15 protein-coding genes and 1 pseudogene are annotated in these 18926 nt (G+C 71.3%); 6 read left to right on the forward strand and 10 right to left on the reverse strand.

The window, feature by feature from the left end:
• The first annotated feature begins 119 nt into the window (after positions 1-119).
• Positions 120-1307: a hypothetical protein gene (locus E4U92_RS28965; RefSeq protein ID WP_174864048.1), complete on the forward strand. Its 1188-nt coding sequence runs from the start codon at positions 120-122 to the stop codon at positions 1305-1307.
• 29 nt (positions 1308-1336) lie between these two features.
• Here the strand turns inward: E4U92_RS28965 and E4U92_RS28970 are convergent, their stop codons facing one another.
• The gene (locus E4U92_RS28970; RefSeq protein WP_137303375.1) at positions 1337-1870 is read right to left on the reverse strand and encodes a type III secretion system chaperone family protein; all 534 of its coding nucleotides are present in this window, start codon (positions 1868-1870) and stop codon (positions 1337-1339) included.
• A 183-nt stretch (positions 1871-2053) separates the two neighbouring features.
• Positions 2054-4663: an ATP-dependent chaperone ClpB gene (gene clpB / locus E4U92_RS28975; RefSeq protein ID WP_137303376.1), complete on the reverse strand. Its 2610-nt coding sequence runs from the start codon at positions 4661-4663 to the stop codon at positions 2054-2056.
• A 143-nt stretch (positions 4664-4806) separates the two neighbouring features.
• Here clpB and E4U92_RS28980 point away from each other — a divergent pair, with 143 nt between their 5' ends.
• Complete coding sequence (locus tag E4U92_RS28980) at positions 4807-5217, forward strand: pyridoxamine 5'-phosphate oxidase family protein (protein ID WP_137303377.1); 411 nt, start codon at positions 4807-4809, stop codon at positions 5215-5217.
• Between the two features lie 161 nt (positions 5218-5378).
• On the opposite strand, the gene E4U92_RS28985 is transcribed toward E4U92_RS28980, so the two are convergent.
• On the reverse strand, positions 5379-5717 hold the full coding sequence (locus tag E4U92_RS28985; protein WP_137303378.1) for a Rieske (2Fe-2S) protein: 339 nt from the start codon (positions 5715-5717) through the stop codon (positions 5379-5381).
• 304 nt (positions 5718-6021) lie between these two features.
• Between E4U92_RS28985 and E4U92_RS28995 the strand changes: the two genes are divergently transcribed.
• Complete coding sequence (locus E4U92_RS28995; protein ID WP_373311672.1) at positions 6022-7032, forward strand: helix-turn-helix transcriptional regulator; 1011 nt, start codon at positions 6022-6024, stop codon at positions 7030-7032.
• A 43-nt stretch (positions 7033-7075) separates the two neighbouring features.
• On the opposite strand, the gene E4U92_RS29000 is transcribed toward E4U92_RS28995, so the two are convergent.
• A complete protein-coding gene (locus E4U92_RS29000; RefSeq protein WP_137303380.1) occupies positions 7076-8116 on the reverse strand; it encodes a helix-turn-helix transcriptional regulator in 1041 nt (346 codons plus the stop codon).
• Between the two features lie 230 nt (positions 8117-8346).
• Here E4U92_RS29000 and E4U92_RS29005 point away from each other — a divergent pair, with 230 nt between their 5' ends.
• Positions 8347-8919 (forward strand): DUF4352 domain-containing protein, encoded by a 573-nt coding sequence (locus tag E4U92_RS29005; protein WP_137303381.1) that lies wholly within the window; start codon positions 8347-8349, stop codon positions 8917-8919.
• A 135-nt stretch (positions 8920-9054) separates the two neighbouring features.
• Here the strand turns inward: E4U92_RS29005 and E4U92_RS29010 are convergent, their stop codons facing one another.
• Complete coding sequence (locus tag E4U92_RS29010; RefSeq protein ID WP_137303382.1) at positions 9055-10158, reverse strand: sugar ABC transporter substrate-binding protein; 1104 nt, start codon at positions 10156-10158, stop codon at positions 9055-9057.
• A 296-nt stretch (positions 10159-10454) separates the two neighbouring features.
• Between E4U92_RS29010 and E4U92_RS29015 the strand changes: the two genes are divergently transcribed.
• On the forward strand, positions 10455-12488 hold the full coding sequence (locus E4U92_RS29015; RefSeq protein WP_137303383.1) for a fibronectin type III domain-containing protein: 2034 nt from the start codon (positions 10455-10457) through the stop codon (positions 12486-12488).
• A gap of 88 nt (positions 12489-12576) precedes the next feature.
• Here E4U92_RS29015 and E4U92_RS29020 read toward each other — a convergent pair whose 3' ends face one another.
• From E4U92_RS29020 to E4U92_RS29040, 5 genes are all read right to left on the reverse strand, one after another.
• Positions 12577-13023 carry a heat shock protein transcriptional repressor HspR gene (locus E4U92_RS29020; RefSeq protein WP_137303384.1) on the reverse strand — a complete coding sequence of 149 codons (447 nt, stop codon included), beginning with the start codon at positions 13021-13023 and terminating at the stop codon, positions 12577-12579.
• A 5-nt stretch (positions 13024-13028) separates the two neighbouring features.
• Entirely contained in the window at positions 13029-14204 is a 1176-nt protein-coding gene (dnaJ, locus tag E4U92_RS29025) for a molecular chaperone DnaJ (RefSeq protein ID WP_137303385.1), read from the reverse strand.
• 57 nt (positions 14205-14261) lie between these two features.
• Complete coding sequence (gene grpE / locus E4U92_RS29030; protein WP_137303386.1) at positions 14262-14930, reverse strand: nucleotide exchange factor GrpE; 669 nt, start codon at positions 14928-14930, stop codon at positions 14262-14264.
• Positions 14927-16783, reverse strand: coding sequence for a molecular chaperone DnaK (gene dnaK / locus E4U92_RS29035; protein WP_137303387.1), 1857 nt, complete (start codon positions 16781-16783; stop codon positions 14927-14929). Before dnaK ends, grpE begins: the two co-directional genes overlap by 4 nt.
• Before the next feature lie 93 nt (positions 16784-16876).
• The gene (locus E4U92_RS29040) at positions 16877-17932 is read right to left on the reverse strand and encodes an MraY family glycosyltransferase (RefSeq protein WP_137303388.1); all 1056 of its coding nucleotides are present in this window, start codon (positions 17930-17932) and stop codon (positions 16877-16879) included.
• A gap of 195 nt (positions 17933-18127) precedes the next feature.
• Between E4U92_RS29040 and E4U92_RS29045 the strand changes: the two are divergent.
• A pseudogene (locus E4U92_RS29045) lies at positions 18128-18926 on the forward strand (Fe-S oxidoreductase); the annotation flags it as partial.

Consider the following 18926-nt stretch of genomic DNA (forward strand, 5'->3'; position numbering starts at 1 on the left):
CGGCCGGCGCGGGCCCGCCCGGGGGCACGGCCGCGGTCCGCCCGACGGGCCGTCAGAAGGGCCACCCGCCTGGACCAGACCCGCTCGCGCCCCCGGCAGGGGCACGGCATCGTGCGGGTGTGACCCATGCCAGCACGCTCGCCCCGTCCGCAGTCACACACCCGCACGCCGAGGCGGGCCGCCGGACCCGCCGTGTCCCGGGAGCGGCGGCCGCGCTCGCCCTGTTCACCGCGGCCCGGCTGACCGGCGTCGCGCTCCTCGCGCTCACGGCCGAGGCGACCGGGCAGCAGCCGCTCGCCCTCCTCGGCCGCTCCTGGGACTCGCTGTGGTACCTGGGCATCGCCGCGCACGGCTACGGCCGCACCCTGCGCTTCGCGCCCGACGTCGTCCACAGCGACCTGGCGTTCTTCCCGCTCTACCCGGCGCTGGTGCGCGCGGTGACCACGGTGACCCCGCTGAGCGGCGGCGCGGCCGGCCTGGTGGTGTCGTGGACCGCGGCCGCGGTGGCCGCCTGGGGCATCTACGCGGTGGGCCGGCTGCTGCACGGGCGGGCGGTGGCGACGGCGCTGGTCGTGCTGTGGGGGCTGCTGCCGCACTCGATCGTGCTGTCGATGGCGTACACCGAGCCGGTGCTGACCGCGTTCGCCGCGTGGGCGCTGTACGCGGTGCTGCGCGGCCACTGGCGGTGGGCGGGGGCGCTCGCCGCCCTCGCGGGGCTGTCGCGGCCCAACGGCTTCGCGGTGGCCGCCGCCGTCCTCGTCACCGCCGCGTGGACGGTGTGGCGGGCGCGCGGCCGGGTTTCCCACAGGCTGTGGACGGGCGCGGCGCTCGCCCCGCTGGGCTGGGTGTCGTACGTGCTGTGGGTCGGGGCGCGCACCGGTGACCCGCTGCGCGGCTACTTCGCGGTGCAGCGCCTGTGGGGCTCGCGCTTCGACTTCGGGCGGGGCTCGCTGCGGTTCGTGCACCACCTGCTGCTGCGCGGCGACCGGCTGGTCTTCCCGGTGACGATGGTGATCGTCGCGGCGGCGGTGGTGCTGTACGCGCTGCTGCTCGCCGACCGCGCCCCGCTGCCCCTGCTGGTCTACGGCGGGGTGCTGCTGCTGATCGCGCTGGGCGGCTCGGGGTTCTTCGAGTCCAAGCCGCGGTTCCTGCTGCCGGCGTTCCCGCTGCTGCTGCCGCTCGCTGCGGCGCTGGTGCGCACGGCGAGAGCCCGGCCCGTGCACGCGACCGTGGTGGTCGCGGCCCTGGCCGGGCTCTCCTACGCGTACGGCGCGTACCTGGTCGTCCTCGCCCGCACACCGCTGTGAGTCCCGGTGGGTCCGGGGGCAGGCCCCGGTTACGCGTCGCCCTCCTCGGGCCCGTCGGCGTCGTTGACGTCCTGCTCCAGGCCGAGCTGCTCCACGAGCCACTTGTCGAACTCGATGGCCGCGCGGACCCAGCTCACCGTGGAGGAGACGAAGAACTCGATGTTCACCCCGGCGCCGATCAGCATCTGCGCCTCACCGATCAGACGGACGGTGCCGTCGTCGTGGGTGTGGGTGTAGACCTTGGGCCACAGGGTGCGGCGGTTCCAGTCGTCGATGGACTCCAGGAGCTGCGCCTTGTCCTCGATCGGGTGAGGCCGGTCGTAGAACGTCCGCACCGAGTAGACCATCTGTTCGGGCTGGTCGCCGCGGAACATGAAGTACGTGCGGAATTCCTCCCACGGCGCCGCGAGGTCACCCTCTTCGTCGACGACGTACTTCAGCTCCATCTGGTCGAGCAACTGCTTCACGAGATCCTGATCCGGGACGACGGGGCCCGCCGGTCCTTCAGGCTGCGGCTCGGGCTGGCCCCCGAAGTTCGGAATCGAGGACGGGTCGATGGTCACCGTGATTTTCCCTTCGTACGGATTCCGCCATCCTCCCCCATGCGGAGAGGGGGGTGGCAAGCCCCGCCTTCCATGGTTCACCTGCGCTTGGCGTAATTCAGCTCAGAGCGTTCGCAGGGCGGCCCGCAGCGCGCGACGGGCCCGCCACCCGGGGGGTGACGGGCCCGTGCGGCGCGGCTCGGGTCAGAGGGTCTTGCCGGTGGCCGGGCCCACGATCAGGCCGTCGCCGAAGGCGTCCACGCGGACCGTGTCGCCGTCCTTGACCTCGCCGGACAGGATCTCCTTGGCCAGCCGGTCGCCGATCGCGGACTGGACCAGACGGCGCAGCGGGCGCGCCCCGTACGCCGGGTCCATGCCCTCGGCGGCGAGCCAGGCCAGCGCGTCCGGCGTGACGTCCAGGGTGAGCCGACGCTCGGCGAGGCGCCGGGCGAGCCGGTCGATCTGGAGCCGGGCGATGCGGCTCAGCTCCTCCTTGGTGAGGGCCGAGAAGACCACCAGGTCGTCGAGCCGGTTGAGGAACTCGGGCTTGAAGGACGCCCGCACGACCTCCAGCACCTGCTCCTTCTTCTCCGCCTCGCTGGTCAGCGGGTCCATCAGGAACTGGCTGCCCAGGTTGGAGGTCAGCACCAGGATGGTGTTGCGGAAGTCGACCGTGCGGCCCTGACCGTCCGTCAGGCGCCCGTCGTCGAGCACCTGCAGCAGGACGTCGAAGACCTCGGGGTGCGCCTTCTCCACCTCGTCCAGCAGCACCACGGAGTACGGCCGCCTGCGCACCGCCTCGGTGAGCTGGCCGCCCTCCTCGTAGCCGACGTAGCCGGGCGGGGCGCCGACCAGCCGGGCCACGCTGTGCTTCTCGCCGTACTCCGACATGTCGATGCGGACCATGGCCCGCTCGTCGTCGAAGAGGAAGTCGGCCAGCGCCTTGGCCAGCTCGGTCTTGCCCACGCCCGTGGGGCCGAGGAAGAGGAACGAGCCGGTGGGCCGGTCGGGGTCGGAGATACCGGCCCGGGAGCGGCGCACCGCGTCCGACACCGCCCGCACGGCCTCGCCCTGGCCGATCAGGCGCCGGCCGATCTCCTCCTCCATGCGCAGCAGCTTCTGCGTCTCGCCCTCCATGAGGCGGCCGGCCGGGATGCCGGTCCAGGAGGCGACCACGTCGGCGATGTCGTCGGCGCCGACCTCCTCCTTGACCATGGTGTCCTTGGCGACCTCCTCCTCGGCGGCGGAGGCGGCCTCCAGGTCGCGCTCCAGGGTGGGGATCTCGCCGTACAGCAGCTTGGAGGCGGTGTCGAAGTCGCCGTCGCGCTGGGCGCGCTCGGCCTGGCCGCGCAGGTCGTCCAGCTTCTCCTTCAGCTCGCCGACCCGGTTGAGGGACTGCTTCTCCTTCTCCCAGCGGGCGGTCAGGCCGCGCAGCTCCTCCTCCTTGTCGGCGAGGTCGCGGCGCAGCTTCTCCAGGCGCTCGCGGGAGGCCGCGTCGGTCTCCTTGCCGATGGCCAGCTCCTCCATCTTCAGCCGGTCGACGGCGCGCTGGAGCTCGTCGATCTCGACGGGCGAGGAGTCGATCTCCATGCGCAGCCGGGAGGCCGCCTCGTCGACCAGGTCGATGGCCTTGTCGGGCAGGAAGCGGGAGGTGATGTAGCGGTCGGACAGGGTCGCGGCCGCGACCAGCGCGCTGTCGGCGATCTGGACCTTGTGGTGGGCCTCGTAGCGGCCCTTGAGCCCGCGCAGGATGGCGATGCTGTCCTCGACGCTCGGCTCGGCGACCAGCACCTGCTGGAAGCGCCGCTCCAGGGCGGGGTCCTTCTCGATCCGCTCGCGGTACTCGTCGAGGGTGGTGGCGCCCACCATGCGCAGCTCGCCGCGGGCCAGCATCGGCTTGAGCATGTTGCCGGCGTCCATCGCGGAGTCGCCGCCGGCGCCCGCGCCCACGACGGTGTGCAGCTCGTCGATGAAGGTGATGATCTGCCCGTCGGAGTCCTTGATCTCGGCCAGGACGGTCTTCAGCCGCTCCTCGAACTCGCCGCGGTACTTGGCCCCGGCGACCATCGCGCCCAGGTCGAGCGCCACCAGCCGCTTGTCCTTCAGCGACTCGGGCACGTCGCCCTTGACGATGCGCTGGGCGAGGCCCTCGACGACGGCGGTCTTGCCGACGCCGGGCTCGCCGATCAGCACCGGGTTGTTCTTGGTGCGCCGGGACAGCACCTGCACGACCCGCCGGATCTCGGTGTCCCGCCCGATGACGGGGTCGAGCTTGCCCTCGCGGGCGGCGGCGGTGAAGTCGGTGCCGAACTTCTCCAGCGCCTTGTACGAGCCCTCGGGGTCGGCGGTGGTGACGCGCCGGCCACCGCGGGCCTTGCGGAAGGCCTCCAGCAGCTTCTTGGCGCTCGCGCCCTGCTGGACGAGCACGTCGGCGGCGGCGCCGCCCTTGGCGGCCAGGCCGATGAGCAGGTGCTCGGTGGAGAGGTACTCGTCGCCGAGGTCACGGGCCCGGCTCTGGGCGTCGGCGACCACGGCCAGCAGCTCGCGGTTGGGCTGCGGCGGCGCGACGGTGGACCCGGCGACCCGGGGCAGCGTGTCGATCACCTTCTCGGCACCGGCGCGCACGGCGGCCTGGTCGGCCTCGACGGCCGCCAGCAGGTCCACGATGTTCTCGTTTGCTGCCTGGCGGCCTTGCCCCTGGAGCAGGGCCAGCAGCAGGTGGGCGGGGGTGAGGTCCGGGTTCCCCTCGGTCACGGCCCGGTTGCTGGCCGCGTTGATCGCGTCCCGGCTCCGGTTGGTCAGCTCGGCGTCCACGGTCTGCTTCTCCTCCTTGCGTCAGCGGTCGGTGCCACGTCGTCCGGCGTTCCCCGGTACTGACTCAGTCAACGTACACAAAGTTGAGTCTATTCCACTCAAGGCTCGATGCGGGAGGGCCGTGGCGGCTAAGTTCGACAGTCATGACGAACCACCGAGACCCGGGTGCGCCGGACGAGCCGTATCTCACCTTCTGGCGCGAGCGGCACCTGTGCACGCTGACGACCCCGCGCCCCGACGGCAGCCCGCACGTGGTGCCGGTGGGCGTGACCTACGACCCGGAGCGGCGGCTGGCCCGGGTGATCGCGGACCGGGCCAGCCGGAAGGTGCGCAACGTGGTGGCGGCCGGCCCGGACGGCGCACGGGTCGCGGTGTGCCAGGTCGAGGGGCGCCGCTGGGCGACGCTGGAGGGCCGCGCGACGGTCAGCGAGGACCCGGAGCGGGTGGCCGAGGCGGTCCGGCGCTACGCCGAGCGCTACGGGCGCACCCCGCGCCCCAACCCCACCCGGGCGGTGATCGAGATCGCCCTGACCCGGGCGATGGGGCAGGGCTGACCCGATACGGCCCGCCGGCTCATCGATTTCCGGCCACTGACGGGACGGCGGACAGCGGGACATTTCCCCGCACAACACAGCGGCGTCACCGTGTTCAGGTCACGGTGACGCCGCTGCGGGGGGAAGCACCTGAGGCGATCTGTTACGACGGGGGAATCGCGTCAGGCACTGCGGGGGGTGGCTGAGATGGTGCGCGGGGCGGTGGGGGCCGCCGGCTCGGCCAGCTCGTGGTCGCGCTGGTCGAGGTTGACGAAGATCATGCCGTACCGGATCGCGCACCGGACCGGCTGCGGCGCCCCCCGAGGCCGCCGCAGACACCGGTACGCCCGTACGTCGTCGTCCTCGTCCCGCGTGACGACGACCGGCTCACCGAACACGGTGACCATCAACGAGTCGCCGCTGTGGGGGATGGCGGTGACCAGGTCGATGAAGTGCCAGCCGGACCGGTAGGCGGTGGCCATCTCGCGGCGGAAGCTGCGGTCGTCGGGAGGTGTCGTCATGTCAGGACCAAATACTGTCGTCGGGGGTGGCCACAGCCCCGTCGGCTCCGTCGGCGGGCGCGGCGGACACGACCACCACAGACCACCGGCTGTCCGCTTGTGCGTCGCCCTTCGCAGTGGAGAGGCCATTCAGAGTCCCGAAGGCCACAACGGCGGAGAAGGCGGCGACAAGCACCGAGCGAAGCATTCTCTTACGCATAGTCGGCTTCGTCCTCACTTGAAGGTCCCCTCATTCCCCCGTCGGGTAAGACGATGGCTCATTCAGGCACGTCATGACCACACAATCGGTGCATCATGTTCCTGCATGTTCAGGACCCTGGGGGGTGGAGATTTGACAACAAATCCGGCTAAAGCGACACATCCCCACGCCATCACTGAACTGTGCGACGAGGGAGGGCGCCTGTACGCCCACGCGCTGCGCACCGGGCGAATCGCCCGCGCGGAGGTGGAGAGCGCCCCCTGCCTGATGGAGTTCGCCCTGCTCCACCCCGACCCGGACGACGCGGGCTGGCTGCGCCCGGTTCCGCCGACGGTGGCGCTGGCGCAACGGCTGAATCCGATCGAACGGGAGATCACCGAGCGCCGGCGCACCTCCATCGAGCTGGCCGGGGTCTTCGAGCCGTTCATGGCGCTCAGCGCCCAGGACACCGCCCCCACCCACGCCATCACCGTGCTGGAGGGGCTGGACCGCATCAACGCGGCCCTGGACCTGGCCGCCGACCAGTGCCGCAACGAGATGCTCACCGTGCAGCCCAGCGCCCGCCACCCCGAGCGCCGGGTCATCGAGGGCCTGGAGCGCGACCAGACCCTCATCGACCGCGGGGTGCGCATCCGCACCCTGTACCAGCACACCGCCCGCTACAGCCCCGAACGGCTGGCGTACGTCGACCGCTTCGCCAACGGCAAGGCGGAGTACCGCACCATCGACGAGCTGGTCGAGCGGCTGATCATCTGCGACGAGACGGTCGCCTTCATCCCCATACGCGACGACCGGCAGGTCGCCCTCGAACTGCGCCACCCCGGGCTGGTGCAGTACCTGGTCAAGGTCTTCGAGTTCATGTGGAGCCGCGCGGTCCCGCTGACCGCCGGCGCCCCCTACGAGACCGCCCCCGACGGCATCACGGAGATCCAGCACTCCATCGCCAAGCTCCTCGTCGAGGGCCACGTCGACGAGGCCATCGCCCGCCGCCTGGGGATGAACGTCCGCACCTGCCGGGCCCACATCGCCAAGCTCGCGACGGCCCTGGGCAGCGGCAGCCGGGCCCAACTGGGCTACCTGATAGCGCAGTCGGGCATCCTGGAGCAGGACACCTAGGCGCCACGGAGGTCACGGGGGCCGCGGGGGCCTCCCGGGGTGCCTAACGGCCCGTCCGGGAGCCCTGGCCCGGCACGGTGACCTGGGAGAGGTCCACGGGCTCCCGGGGGCCGTCCAGGCCCACCTGGGCGATGCGCACGCCGAGCTGGGTGCGGCTGGCCGCGCCGAGGGTCTCCGAGAGCCGGGCGATGTGGGCCCGGCAGGTGCGCACGCTGATGCCCAGCCGTTCCGCGATCACCGCGTCCTGGTGGCCCTCGGCCAGCAGCGCCGCGATGGACTGCTCGCGGTGGGAGATGCCCTCGATACGGGTGTCGGGCAGGGGGGCGGTCAGCGGGATCGCCAGCCGCCACAGCCGCTCGAACACCGTGACCAGGTAGCCGACCAGCGCCGGGTGGCGCAGCTCCAGCGCCATCGTGCGGTCGGTGTTGGCGGGGATGAAGGCGACCGTGCGGTCGAAGAGGATCAGCCGGTCGATCACCTCGTCCAGCGAGCGCGCCTCGACCGCCTCGCCCATCAGCTCCAGGTAGTTGAGCAGGCCCTGCCCGTGCCGGGCCACGTGGGTGTAGAGGTCGCGCATGCGCACGCCCCGGCCGCGCAGGGTGAGCGCCCGGTGCAGGCCCTCCGCCAGCTCGTCCTCGCGCCGGATGCCGCCGGGCTGGACGGTCAGCACCTCGTGGGTGCACGCCTCCGTCGCCTCGTCCATGGCCGCCTGGATCCGGGACAGCCCCTCCAGGACGCGGATCGCCGAGCCCTCGCCGGCCGCTGCCGCCGGCGCGGAACCGCCCAGGCCCGCGTACCACTCGTAGGCGGCCACCGCCGAGCCCACCCGGCGCTGGCTGGCCCTGACGTCCTCGTACAGCCCGCGCAGCAGCCGGGTCATGACCTCCTGCGGGGAGGTCGGAACCAGCCAGTCCATGTCGTCGGGGTCGGGGTGCAGCAGGGCCAGGTCCAGCAGGCAGGGCACCTGGTCGGCGTCACGGCGCGGCACCCGGCCGCGCCGTACGGCCCGGGAATACACGCGATCCCCGGCCTCGCACAGTCGGTCGGCACCGTGAGGATGCTCCTCCGTCCCGGTCCCGGCCATCGCCCATACCACCCCCGCTGCGCGCCTGTTCCGCGACGCAACTATGCGCGGCCCGGACCGGCTCCGCAACACGGCTGCCCCCGGCGGCCACTGGGGAAACCGCCGCTTTGACAGGTTTTCGCACCGCCTCGGACCGTCCTCCGCGCGCCGCCGTGCAACAAGCTGTCGTCCGGGCGCTCCAGGGGCGTCCACCCCTCCCCTTCCGCCCCGGTCCGGCGGACAATCGGCGCATGGCGACGAGGCCGGTGGTGGCGGGGATGACGTGCGCGGTCGTGCTGGGCGTACTGGCCGGCTGCGGCGGTGACGGCCGTGCGGGGACGGGGTCCGGGCAGGACGCGGGGCGGGCGTCGGCGCCGGCCCCGCAGCGGCCCTCCCGCCCCCACCGGGACGGGCACCTCACGTTCACCCTGCTCGCCCTGCGCTGCGGGCTGACCGCGGTGGCCGGGTCGCACAGCGAGGCCCAGCCGGACGGGCAGTTCTGCTCGGCGCGGCTGCGGGTCGACAACCAGGACCCGAACTTCCACACGTTCGTGGCGGCGCAGCAGCGCCTGGAGGGCGTGACCGGCCCCCGCGCCCGGCCCGACGCCTTCGCCATGGCCGTACGCCGCCAGCACGAGGAGGTCGAGATCGGCGGCCACGACCTCGTCGAGGTCGAGCTCTGGTACGACGTCCCGCGCGACGCCCGGGTCACGGGACTGCGCGTGACGGGCGACCGCGACCCCTCGGGCTACCTCAGCACCCGTCCCGCGGACCACGCGCCGGACGGCGTGCTGATCCGCGAGGAGCCGCGGACCGGCCCGTGAGGGGCCCGGGAGCGGCCCCCGACCGACGAGTTCCGGCCGAATAACGGAACATCGCATTCCGGCCATTCGGCGGCTGTCCGGATCCGGTCGGCCGGCGGCCGTCCGGACCCGGCCGTGCACCGGCCGCCGGACCGGCTACTTCAGGCCGATCGTCTGGCACGCCGCCTTGTACTTGCCGGTGCAGATCTCGGACACCTTGAAGATGCCGTCGGCGACCACGGTGTCCTTGATGTTGCTCTTGGTCAGCGCGACCACGGTCACGAGCTGCGCGGGGATGTTCTTGTCGGTCGGGCTGTCGACCTTGTCGCGGGTGAGCGCGTCGAACTGGATGTCACGTCCCTGCACCTTGGCGACGGCCATCTCGGCGGCGGCCTCCGCCTCCTGCGGGTAGGGCTTGTACACGCTCATGTACTGCTCGCCGGAGATGATCCGCTGCACGGCCTCCAGCTCGGCGTCCTGGCCGGTGACCGGGGGCAGTTGGCTGACGCCGGCCTCCTTCAGGGCCTCGATGGCCGCGCCCGCCATGGCGTCGTTGGCGGAGTAGACACCGGCGATGCTGCCCTTGCCGATCTTGGCTATCGCCTCGGCCATCTCCTTCTTCGCCAGCTCCGGCTTCCACTTGTCCGTGTCGTAGGTCGCGGCGATGTTCACCCGGCCGTTGAGCTCGGACAGCGCGCCCTGCTTGAACTGACCGGCGTTCGGGTCGGTGGGCGAACCGTTGATCATGACGATCTTGTCGGTGGCGTCGGGCGAGCCCATGCCCTCGACCAGGGTGCGCCCCTGCACCTCGCCGACGAGTTCGTTGTCGAAGGAGACGTAGGCGTCGATCGGCCCCTGCGCGAGACGGTCGTAGGCGATGACCGGGATGCCCGCGTCCTTGGCCTTCTTGACGGTGCCGGCGATCGCCTCGGCGTCGACCGCGTCCAGCAGGATGACGTCGACCTTGTCGTCGATCATCTTCTCCATCTGCTGGACCTGCTTGTCCGGGTCCGCCTCGCCGTTGGCGTACACGGTCTTGCCCTCGCCGCGCGTCAGCGACTTCACCTTGGCCTGGATGATGGGGTAGTCGAACCGCTCGTAGCGGGTGTTCGTCGTCTCCGGCATCAGCACGCCGACGGTGATGCCGTTGCCCTTGGTGGGACTTGCGTCGGCCCCGTCCTCCGTCGCGTTCAGCACGCCGCAGCCGGCGAGCGAGAGGGTCATCGTGGCGGCGACCACAGCGATGGCTATTCGACGCATTCAGGGGCTCACTTCAGGTGCGTTCGGGGCATGGGGCAAGTCGACCCAGGTGTCTGAAAAGACAACGCGGCCAGCCGTACCGGCGTCAAGCGGAACTACTTAACGAGATGACAACATCACGCTCCGCTCAGCAGGTGAAGACGCATGGAGACGAAGCGGAATCGCCTCCTGACGCCCTTTACGGGCCCTTCACCAACGAGACTTCACGACCCGGCAAAAATCCGTGCAACCAATTCCCTTCCCGGCACGTCATGATCACGGCGGTTCCCGCCGCCGACCGTCCGACAGGGGAACGAATGAAGCCAGTCAGCCTCGCGACGGCCGTGGTGCTCGCCACGGCCGGCGGCCTGCTCACCTCCGCGGCCGCGAGCCCGGCGTCCGCCGCCACCAACTGCACCTCACCGGTCTACAAGCGGCAGATCTACGCCAACACGAACTTCTCGGGCACCGCCAAGCAGACCGCCTGCGACGCCGCGATCAGCGAGAACTGGGGTACGGGCGCGCCCGCTTCGGGCGTGCCGAAGGACAACTTCTCCGTCCGCTGGTCCGTCACCCGCGACTTCGGCTCCGGCGGCCCCTTCACGCTGTCCGCGTCCGGCCTGGACGGCATCCGCGTCTACCTCGACGGCAGCCGGAAGATCAGTCTGTGGCGGAACACCTCCGCCACCGTCGCCAAGACCGTCAACGTCACGGTCCCGTCGGGCAAGCACACCCTGCGCGTCGACTACGTCCACTGGACCGGCTCGGCGAAGGTCGCCGTCACCTATACGCCCCGCACCACGGCCGCCGTCGACAAGGTACGTCCCCTCGCGCCGGCCGGCGCCGCCTGGAACTACCAGGTGGCGGACGGCCGGAGCACCGCGAAGCTGTCGTGGGCCGCCAACAAGGAGATGGACCTGGCCGGTTACCGGGTCTACCGCCAGGCGGCGGGCAGCACCGCCTGGGCCCGGATCGGCACGACCACCACCGCCCGGCGCACCTTCGACGACACCCCGCCGCACACCGGCCAGTCGTACCGCTACCAGGTCCGCGCCTACGACAAGGCCGGCAACGAGTCGGCCGGCACCGGCGCCCTCGGCCCGGTCCCCACGCGCGACTTCACCGCGCCCGCCGCTCCGGTGCTCACCGTCACCAGCTCCGTCGACACCAACGAGCTGTCCTGGACGGCCCCGTCGGACGCGGTCGCCTACTCGGTCTTCCGCAAGCAGCCCGGCGACACGGAGTGGAAGGAGTACACCCCCGAGACCACGACGACCACGTGGACGGACTCCTACCCCGCGTACGGGGAGGTGTACGAGTACAAGATCCGCGCCTACGACGCCGCCTGGAACCACGCCGACTCCGCCGTGGTGACCGGCCGCACCACCATCGCCGTGCCCCGGCACGTCACGGCCACCACCCCCGACCACGGCGCCGTCATCGGCTGGACCGACCCCGCGGGGAACGACACCGAGACCTACAGCGTCCTGCGCTCCCCCGCGACGAGCGCCGCCCGCACCTGGGCGCCCGTCACCTGCGGCAGCCGCAAGACCGCCACCGACGCGTCCGGCGCCACGGTGCGCACCTGCACCGACAGCAGCGGCCACCGCGGCACGCCGTACGCCTACGCCGTCATCCGCAAGGACACCTACGGCCGCTGGTCCTCCCCCTCGGCCGAGATCGTCGTCACCCGCCCCGGTGACGAGGTGGCCCCGCCGGCCGTCACGGGCCTGACCGCCAAGGCCCTGGAGTACGGCGTGCGCCTGCAGTGGCACGCGAGCCCGGCGGCGGACCTCGCCGAGTACCGCATCTACGAGCAGCCCGCCGACTTCGACACCCCGAGTTACGTCGGCACGGTGGACGCCACCCGCACGTACGCGATGCTGCGCATGACGGCGGACGGCGAACAGAAGCGGTACGTCGTCCTGGCCGTGGACCGCTGGGGCAACGTCGCCTCGTACGTCGGCGACCCCGAGGGCGACGGCACCTACTGGGACCAGCCCGTCGCCGCCGTCAAGGTCACCGAGCTGGACCTGCGCCCGACCGCCCCGGCCCCCGAGAACACGGCCTGCGACCTGGACGCCATCCCCCTGGCCTCGGGCGCCGTCCAGGTGGACCCGTACTGCTACGGCTCGCGCTTCAAGGAGGCGGACGGCTACCAGGTCTACCGCTGGGACCGGGTGAAGGCCACTTGGACGCGCCTCACCGACGCCCCGGTGACGGCCCCCTACTGGACCGACACCACCGCCCCCGCCGGCACCACGCTGTACTACCTGGTGTCCTTCACGAACGCGGACGGCACGGAGGCCTTCTCCAACGTCGACGACGCGGTCACCGGCCCGGCCACCTGATCCGCACGCGACGACGGCGAGGGGCCCGGGAGTTCGACTCCCGGGCCCCTCGCCGTGTGCGTGTGCCTGTGACCGCGCCCGGCCGCTGCTAGTCCTTGGCCTTCTTCGGCCGCCAGACCACCAGGGCGCTGGTCTGCTGGACCTCCTGGTACGGGACCAGGTCGCGGCGGTAGGACGCGTGGACCGCGGCCTCGCGCTGCTGGATGGCCGCCGCCGCGGCGTCCAGAGCCGCCTCCATCTCCGCGACGCGGGACTGGAGCGCGGCCACCTGGTTCTCCAGTTCGATGATCCGCTTGATGCCGGCCAGGTTGACGCCCTCGTCCTGCGACAACTGCTGCACCTGACGGAGCAGTTCGATGTCACGGGCCGAGTAGCGCCGGCCCCGGCCCGCCGTGCGGTCGGGGGAGACCAGGCCGAGGCGGTCGTACTGGCGCAGCGTCTGCGGGTGCAGTCCGGAGAGCTGGGCCGCCACCGAGATGACGTAGACCGGGGTCTCCTCGGTCAGTTCATACGGGTTCCGTCGACGGCCTTCCATCTGCCTCATGCTCCCTTCGCGGCCTCGAACAACTCCGCCCGCGGGTCCTCGCCCGCGGTCGCCTCGCGATACGCCTCGAGTGCGTCACGAGCCTTCCCCGACAGGTCCGTGGGCACGCTCACCTCGACGGTCACCAGCAGGTCGCCGCGGGTGCCGTCCTTGCGGACCGCCCCCTTGCCCCGGGCGCGCATCGTGCGGCCGTTGGGCGTGCCGGGCGGCAGCTTCAGCGTGACCGGCGGACCCCCCAGGGTGGGCACCCTGACCTCGCCGCCGAGCGCCGCCTCCGTGAACGTCACCGGCACGGTGACCGTGAGGTTGTCGCCCTTGCGCCCGAACACCGGGTGCTCGCCGACGTGCACGACGACGTACAGGTCGCCGGCCGGGCCGCCGCGCTCGCCCGGTGCGCCCTTGCCGCGCAGCCGGATCCGCTGGCCGTCGCTCACCCCCGCCGGGATGCGGACCTGCATGGTCCGGGACGACTTGGCGCGCCCGGAGCCGTGGCAGACCTCGCAGGGGTTCTCCGCGATCAGCCCGCGGCCCTTGCAGTCGGGGCAGGGGTCCGTCAGCGAGAAACCGCCGCCGGAGCCCCGCGCGACCTGCCCGGTGCCGACGCAGGTCGGGCACACGCGCGGTGTGCCGTTCTTGTCGCCGGTTCCGGAACAGGCCTTGCAGGCCGCCTGCGACGACATCCGCAGCGGGACCGTCGCCCCCTCGATGGCCTCGGTGAAACTCAGGGTGACCTCGGACTCGATGTCCTGGCCACGCCGGGGCTGGGTCCGGGTCCCCGCGGTGCCGCCGCGGTTGAACAGGCCCCCGAAGACGTCGCCGAGTCCGCCGCCGAAGCCGCCCCCGCCCCCGCCCTGGGCGGCGCCGCCTCCGAAGAGGTCGCCCAGGTCGAAGTTGAACGAGCCGCCCGCACCCGGGCCGGGCCGGAACCCTCCGTTGCCGAAGAGGGCGCGGGCGTCGTCGTACTCCTTGCGCTTCTTGGGGTCGCCGAGGACGTCGTTCGCCTCGGAGATCTCCTTGAAGCGCTCCTCGGCCTTGACGTTGCCCTTGTTGGCGTCCGGGTGGAACTCGCGCGCGAGCTTGCGGTACGCCTTCTTGATCTCGGCCTCGGTGGCGTCCTTCGGGACGCCGAGGACCTTGTAGTAGTCCTTCTCGATGAAGTCCTTGGTGCTCATCCCCGACGCCCCTCCTTCCCTACGTCAGTGCCTTCAGTGCGTCCGTCGGTGTCGACGTCAGCCCTCCTCCGGGCCACCGTTGTCCTTCGTCGCGGAGTCCTCCGCCGCGGCCTCGCCCTGCTGCTCCTCGGCCTTGACCGTCTGCGCGCCGGGCTGGGGCTCGGCGACCGCGACCCGCGCGGGGCGGATCGTGCGCTCGCCGATGCGATACCCCGGCTGCAGGATGGCCACGCACGTGGTCTCCGTGACGTCCGGCGCGTAGGAGTGCATCAGGGCCTCGTGGATCGTCGGGTCGAAGGGCTCGCCCTCCTTGCCGAACTGCTGCAGGCCCATCTTGGCCGCGACGGTCTCCAGCGACTCGGCGACGGACTTGAACCCGCCGACCAGCTCGCCGTGTTCGCGCGCGCGGCCGATGTCGTCGAGCACGGGCAGGAGTTCGGTCAGGAGGTTCGCGACGGCGATCTCCTTGACCGCGATCCGGTCCCGCTCGACCCGGCGGCGGTAGTTCTGGAACTCGGCCTGGAGCCGCTGGAGGTCCGCGGTGCGCTCGTCGAGCGCCTTGCGGGACTGGTCCAGCTGGGCCACCAGACCCGCTGTCTCGTTCGCGTCCCCGGCCGGGGCCGCCGTCTCCTCGGAGGAGGCGGCGGCCTTCGGCTCGGCGTCGTCAGGGGTGGCGCCGGAGGGGACGTCGGGCTTCTCCTCGAAGCCCGGGGTCTCCTCCGTCACGCGGCACCGTCCTTGCGCTCGTCGTCCACGATCTCGGCGTCCACGACGTCGTCGTCGGCCTTGGCCTGGCCGGCACCGGCGTCGCCGGCCTCACCGGCACCACCGGCGGCCTGGGCCGCCTGGGCGTCGGCGTACATGGCCTGGCCGAGCTTCTGCGAGACGGCCGCGACCTTCTCCGTGGCGGAGCGGATCTCGGCGGTGTCCTCGCCCTTGAGCTTCTCCTTCAGCTCGCCGACGGCTTCCTCGACCTCGGTCTTGATCTCGCCGGGGACCTTGTCCTCGTTGTCCTTGAGGAACTTCTCGGTCTGGTAGACGAGCTGCTCGCCCTGGTTGCGGGCCTCGGCGGCCTCGCGGCGGCGGTGGTCCTCCTCCGCGTACTGCTCGGCCTCCTGGCGCATGCGGTCGACCTCGTCCTTCGGCAGCGAGGAGCCGCCGGTGACGGTCATCTTCTGCTCCTTGCCCGTGCCCAGGTCCTTCGCGGTCACGTGCATGATGCCGTTGGCGTCGATGTCGAAGGAGACCTCGATCTGCGGGACGCCGCGGGGCGCCGGCGGCAGACCGGTCAGCTCGAACATCCCGAGCTTCTTGTTGTACGCCGCGATCTCGCGCTCGCCCTGGTAGACCTGGATCTGCACGGACGGCTGGTTGTCCTCGGCCGTGGTGAAGATCTCGGAGCGCTTCGTCGGGATCGTGGTGTTGCGCTCGATGAGCTTGGTCATGATGCCGCCCTTGGTCTCGATGCCGAGGGACAGCGGGGTGACGTCGAGCAGCAGGACGTCCTTGACCTCGCCCTTGAGGACACCGGCCTGGAGCGAGGCGCCGATGGCGACGACCTCGTCCGGGTTCACACCCTTGTTGGCCTCCTTGCCGCCGGTCAGCTCCTTGACGAGCTCGGCGACGGCGGGCATGCGGGTGGAGCCACCGACGAGGACGACGTGGTCGATCTCGTTGATGGAGATGCCGGCGTCCTTGATGACGTTGTGGAACGGCGTCTTGCAGCGCTCCAGCAGGTCGGCCGTGAGCTGCTGGAACTGGGCGCGGGTGAGCTTCTCGTCCAGGTGCAGCGGGCCCTCGGCGGACGCCGTGATGTAGGGCAGGTTGATCGAGGTCTCGGTGGACGAGGACAGCTCGATCTTGGCCTTCTCGGCGGCCTCGCGCAGACGCTGCAGGGCCATCTTGTCCTTGGCCAGGTCCACGCCGTGACCGGACTTGAACTGCTGGACCAGGTAGTCGACGACGCGCTGGTCCCAGTCGTCACCACCGAGGTGGTTGTCGCCGTTGGTCGCCTTCACCTCGACGACGCCGTCACCGATCTCCAGCAGCGAGACGTCGAAGGTGCCGCCACCGAGGTCGAAGACCAGGATGGTCTGGTCGTCCTTGTCGAGGCCGTAGGCCAGGGCGGCCGCGGTCGGCTCGTTGACGATGCGCAGGACGTTCAGGCCGGCGATCTCGCCGGCCTCCTTCGTCGCCTGGCGCTCGGAGTCGTTGAAGTACGCCGGGACGGTGATGACCGCGTCGGTCACCTTCTCGCCCAGGTAGGCCTCGGCGTCCCGCTTGAGCTTCTGCAGGATGAACGCGGAGATCTGCTGCGGGTTGAAGTCCTTGCCGTCGAGCTGGATCTTCCAGTCGGTGCCCATGTGGCGCTTCACCGAGCGGATGGTCCGGTCCACGTTCGTGACCGCCTGACGCTTGGCGACCTCGCCGACGAGCACCTCACCGTTCTTCGCGAAGGCGACGACGGACGGCGTGGTCCTGGCACCCTCGGCGTTGGTGATGACGGTGGGCTCGCCGCCCTCCAGAACGCTGACGACGGAGTTAGTCGTGCCCAGGTCGATGCCGACCGCACGTGCCATGGTTGATTCCTCCACTGACTTGAGTGCAACAGGCTCAAGTGTGCATGAGGTCGGCCGCTGGGTCAACAGACCTGAGCCAGCCAGGCTCAACTCTTATCCGTTCCTTACACGCAAGGGCGCTCCGACCTGCGTGGATGTCGGGCTCCCGGGCTGACGGACCACGGTGAGGGAGGGGCGCCGGGGGAAGTACACGGGCACCCGGAGCAGCCCCAGCACGATCACGACGACGACCCCCGCCCCCCACAGCGGCGCCTGCGCGCCGAGCCGGCCCATGTGCACCAGCACCCCCGCGAGTACCCCGCACGAGGCGAGCAGTCCCAGCAGGACGACCGCCCCCTGCGCGGTGATCCCGAGGCGCCGCAGCCGGTGCGCGAGGTGGTCCGGGCCGCCCCTCAGCAGCGGTCGCCCGGCGAGCCGCCGCGAGAGGACCACGAGCAGGGTGTCGGCGGCGGCCAGGGCGACGAGCGCGAACAGCACGCCCGCGCTCTCCAGCGGATCGTGCCCCACGCGCGCGTACACGCCGCCCGCGCCCAGCAGGAACCCGGCGAACAGCGACCCGCAGGCTCCGAGGGCGGCGCGGGCCGGCGGCCAGTTGTGCAGCAGGAACCCGGTCAGCGCGGCCGCCAGCACGCTCAGCAGCACCGCGAGCCCGTCCAGCAGCTCGGCCGCCACACAGGCGCCGACCCCGAACGCGGTGACCACCCCGACGGTCCCGGCCAGCCCGTCGGCATGGTCCAGCGACCGCAGGGCCAGCGCGACGAACGTCACCCATCCGGCCCCGAGCAGGCCACCGGGCACGCCGAGGTCGCCGTACGGCATGACGCAGGCGGCCGCCACGGCCGTACCGATCACGAGGATGCCGGTCTTCAGGCGCGAGACGTCGGCGACCAGGCCGAGCCCCGCGACGGACGCGGCCGCCACCAGCAGGCGTCCCACGCCGTCGCCCAGCGGGGCCCAGCCGGTGCGGTCGCCGGCGACGGCGACCAGACTGGTGACGAGCACGACGGCGAGGCCGCCGGACACCGGTACCCGCCGCTGCCGCTGCCGGCGCTCGACCAGCCCGAGGCGGCGGGCGGGCACCCGCAGCAGGGCGGCCAGCACGGCCGTGAGGAGCAGGGCGGTGGTGGCGGCGGCGATTCCGTAGAGCACAGGCTTAAGTTAGTACCGTATGTACCAATTTGGTACGAATAACACGATCGGATTGCCCCCCGCATCTGAGGGGACCCTCAGCGACGCAGATCACCGCACTCCCGGCTACAGTGCGGCTCGGGTTTGGGGGTAGTCTCAGACGGACTGCATAAGTTACCGCTTAGTAATGACGAGGCCGCCCTCCAGGAGCCCCCCATGCAACTCGCCGCGATCATCGTGTCGCTGGTGCTCGCCGTGGTCGGCGTGGCGCTGTTCGGCCGCGCCATCGCCCAGATCTATCGGTTCGTCCGGCTCGGCCAGGACGTGCCCGCGGGCACCCGGACCAACGACTGGACCGCCCGTACCGCCACGGTGATCAGGGAGTTCCTCGGTCACACCCGGATGAACCGGTGGGGCGTGGTCGGCTTCGCGCACTGGTTCGTCGCGATCGGCTTCTTCTCCCTGGTGCTGACCCTGGTGAACGCCTTCGGCCAGCTCTTCCAGGCCGACTGGACGCTGCCGGTCATCGGGCACTGGCTGCCCTACGAGCTCTTCGTCGAGTTCATCGGCACCATGACGTCGCTGGGCATCCTGACCCTCATCGTCATCCGCCAGCTCAGCCACCCGCGCCAGCCCGGGCGCAAGTCCCGCTTCGCCGGCTCCAACTTCGGCCAGGCGTACTTCGTCGAGTCCGTGATCCTGATCATCGGCCTGGCGATCATGACCCTGCGGGGCCTGGAGGGCGCGCTCGCCGGCGTGCACCACTACGAGGCCGCCTACTTCGCGTCGTACCCGCTGGTCCTCGCCTTCAAGGGCCTGACCACCGGCACGCTGCAGAACCTCGTCTACCTCACCGCGATGATCAAGATCGCGACGTCCTTCATCTGGATGATCGTCGTCTCGCTCCGGACGGACATGGGCATCGCCTGGCACCGGTTCCTGGCGTTCCCGAACATCTGGTTCAAGCGCAACGCGAACGGCTCCACCTCTCTCGGCGCGCTGCTGCCGATGACGT

It is taken from the genome of Streptomyces galbus (assembly GCF_005280195.1).
GTDB classification, from domain to species: Bacteria; Actinomycetota; Actinomycetes; order Streptomycetales; family Streptomycetaceae; genus Streptomyces; species Streptomyces galbus.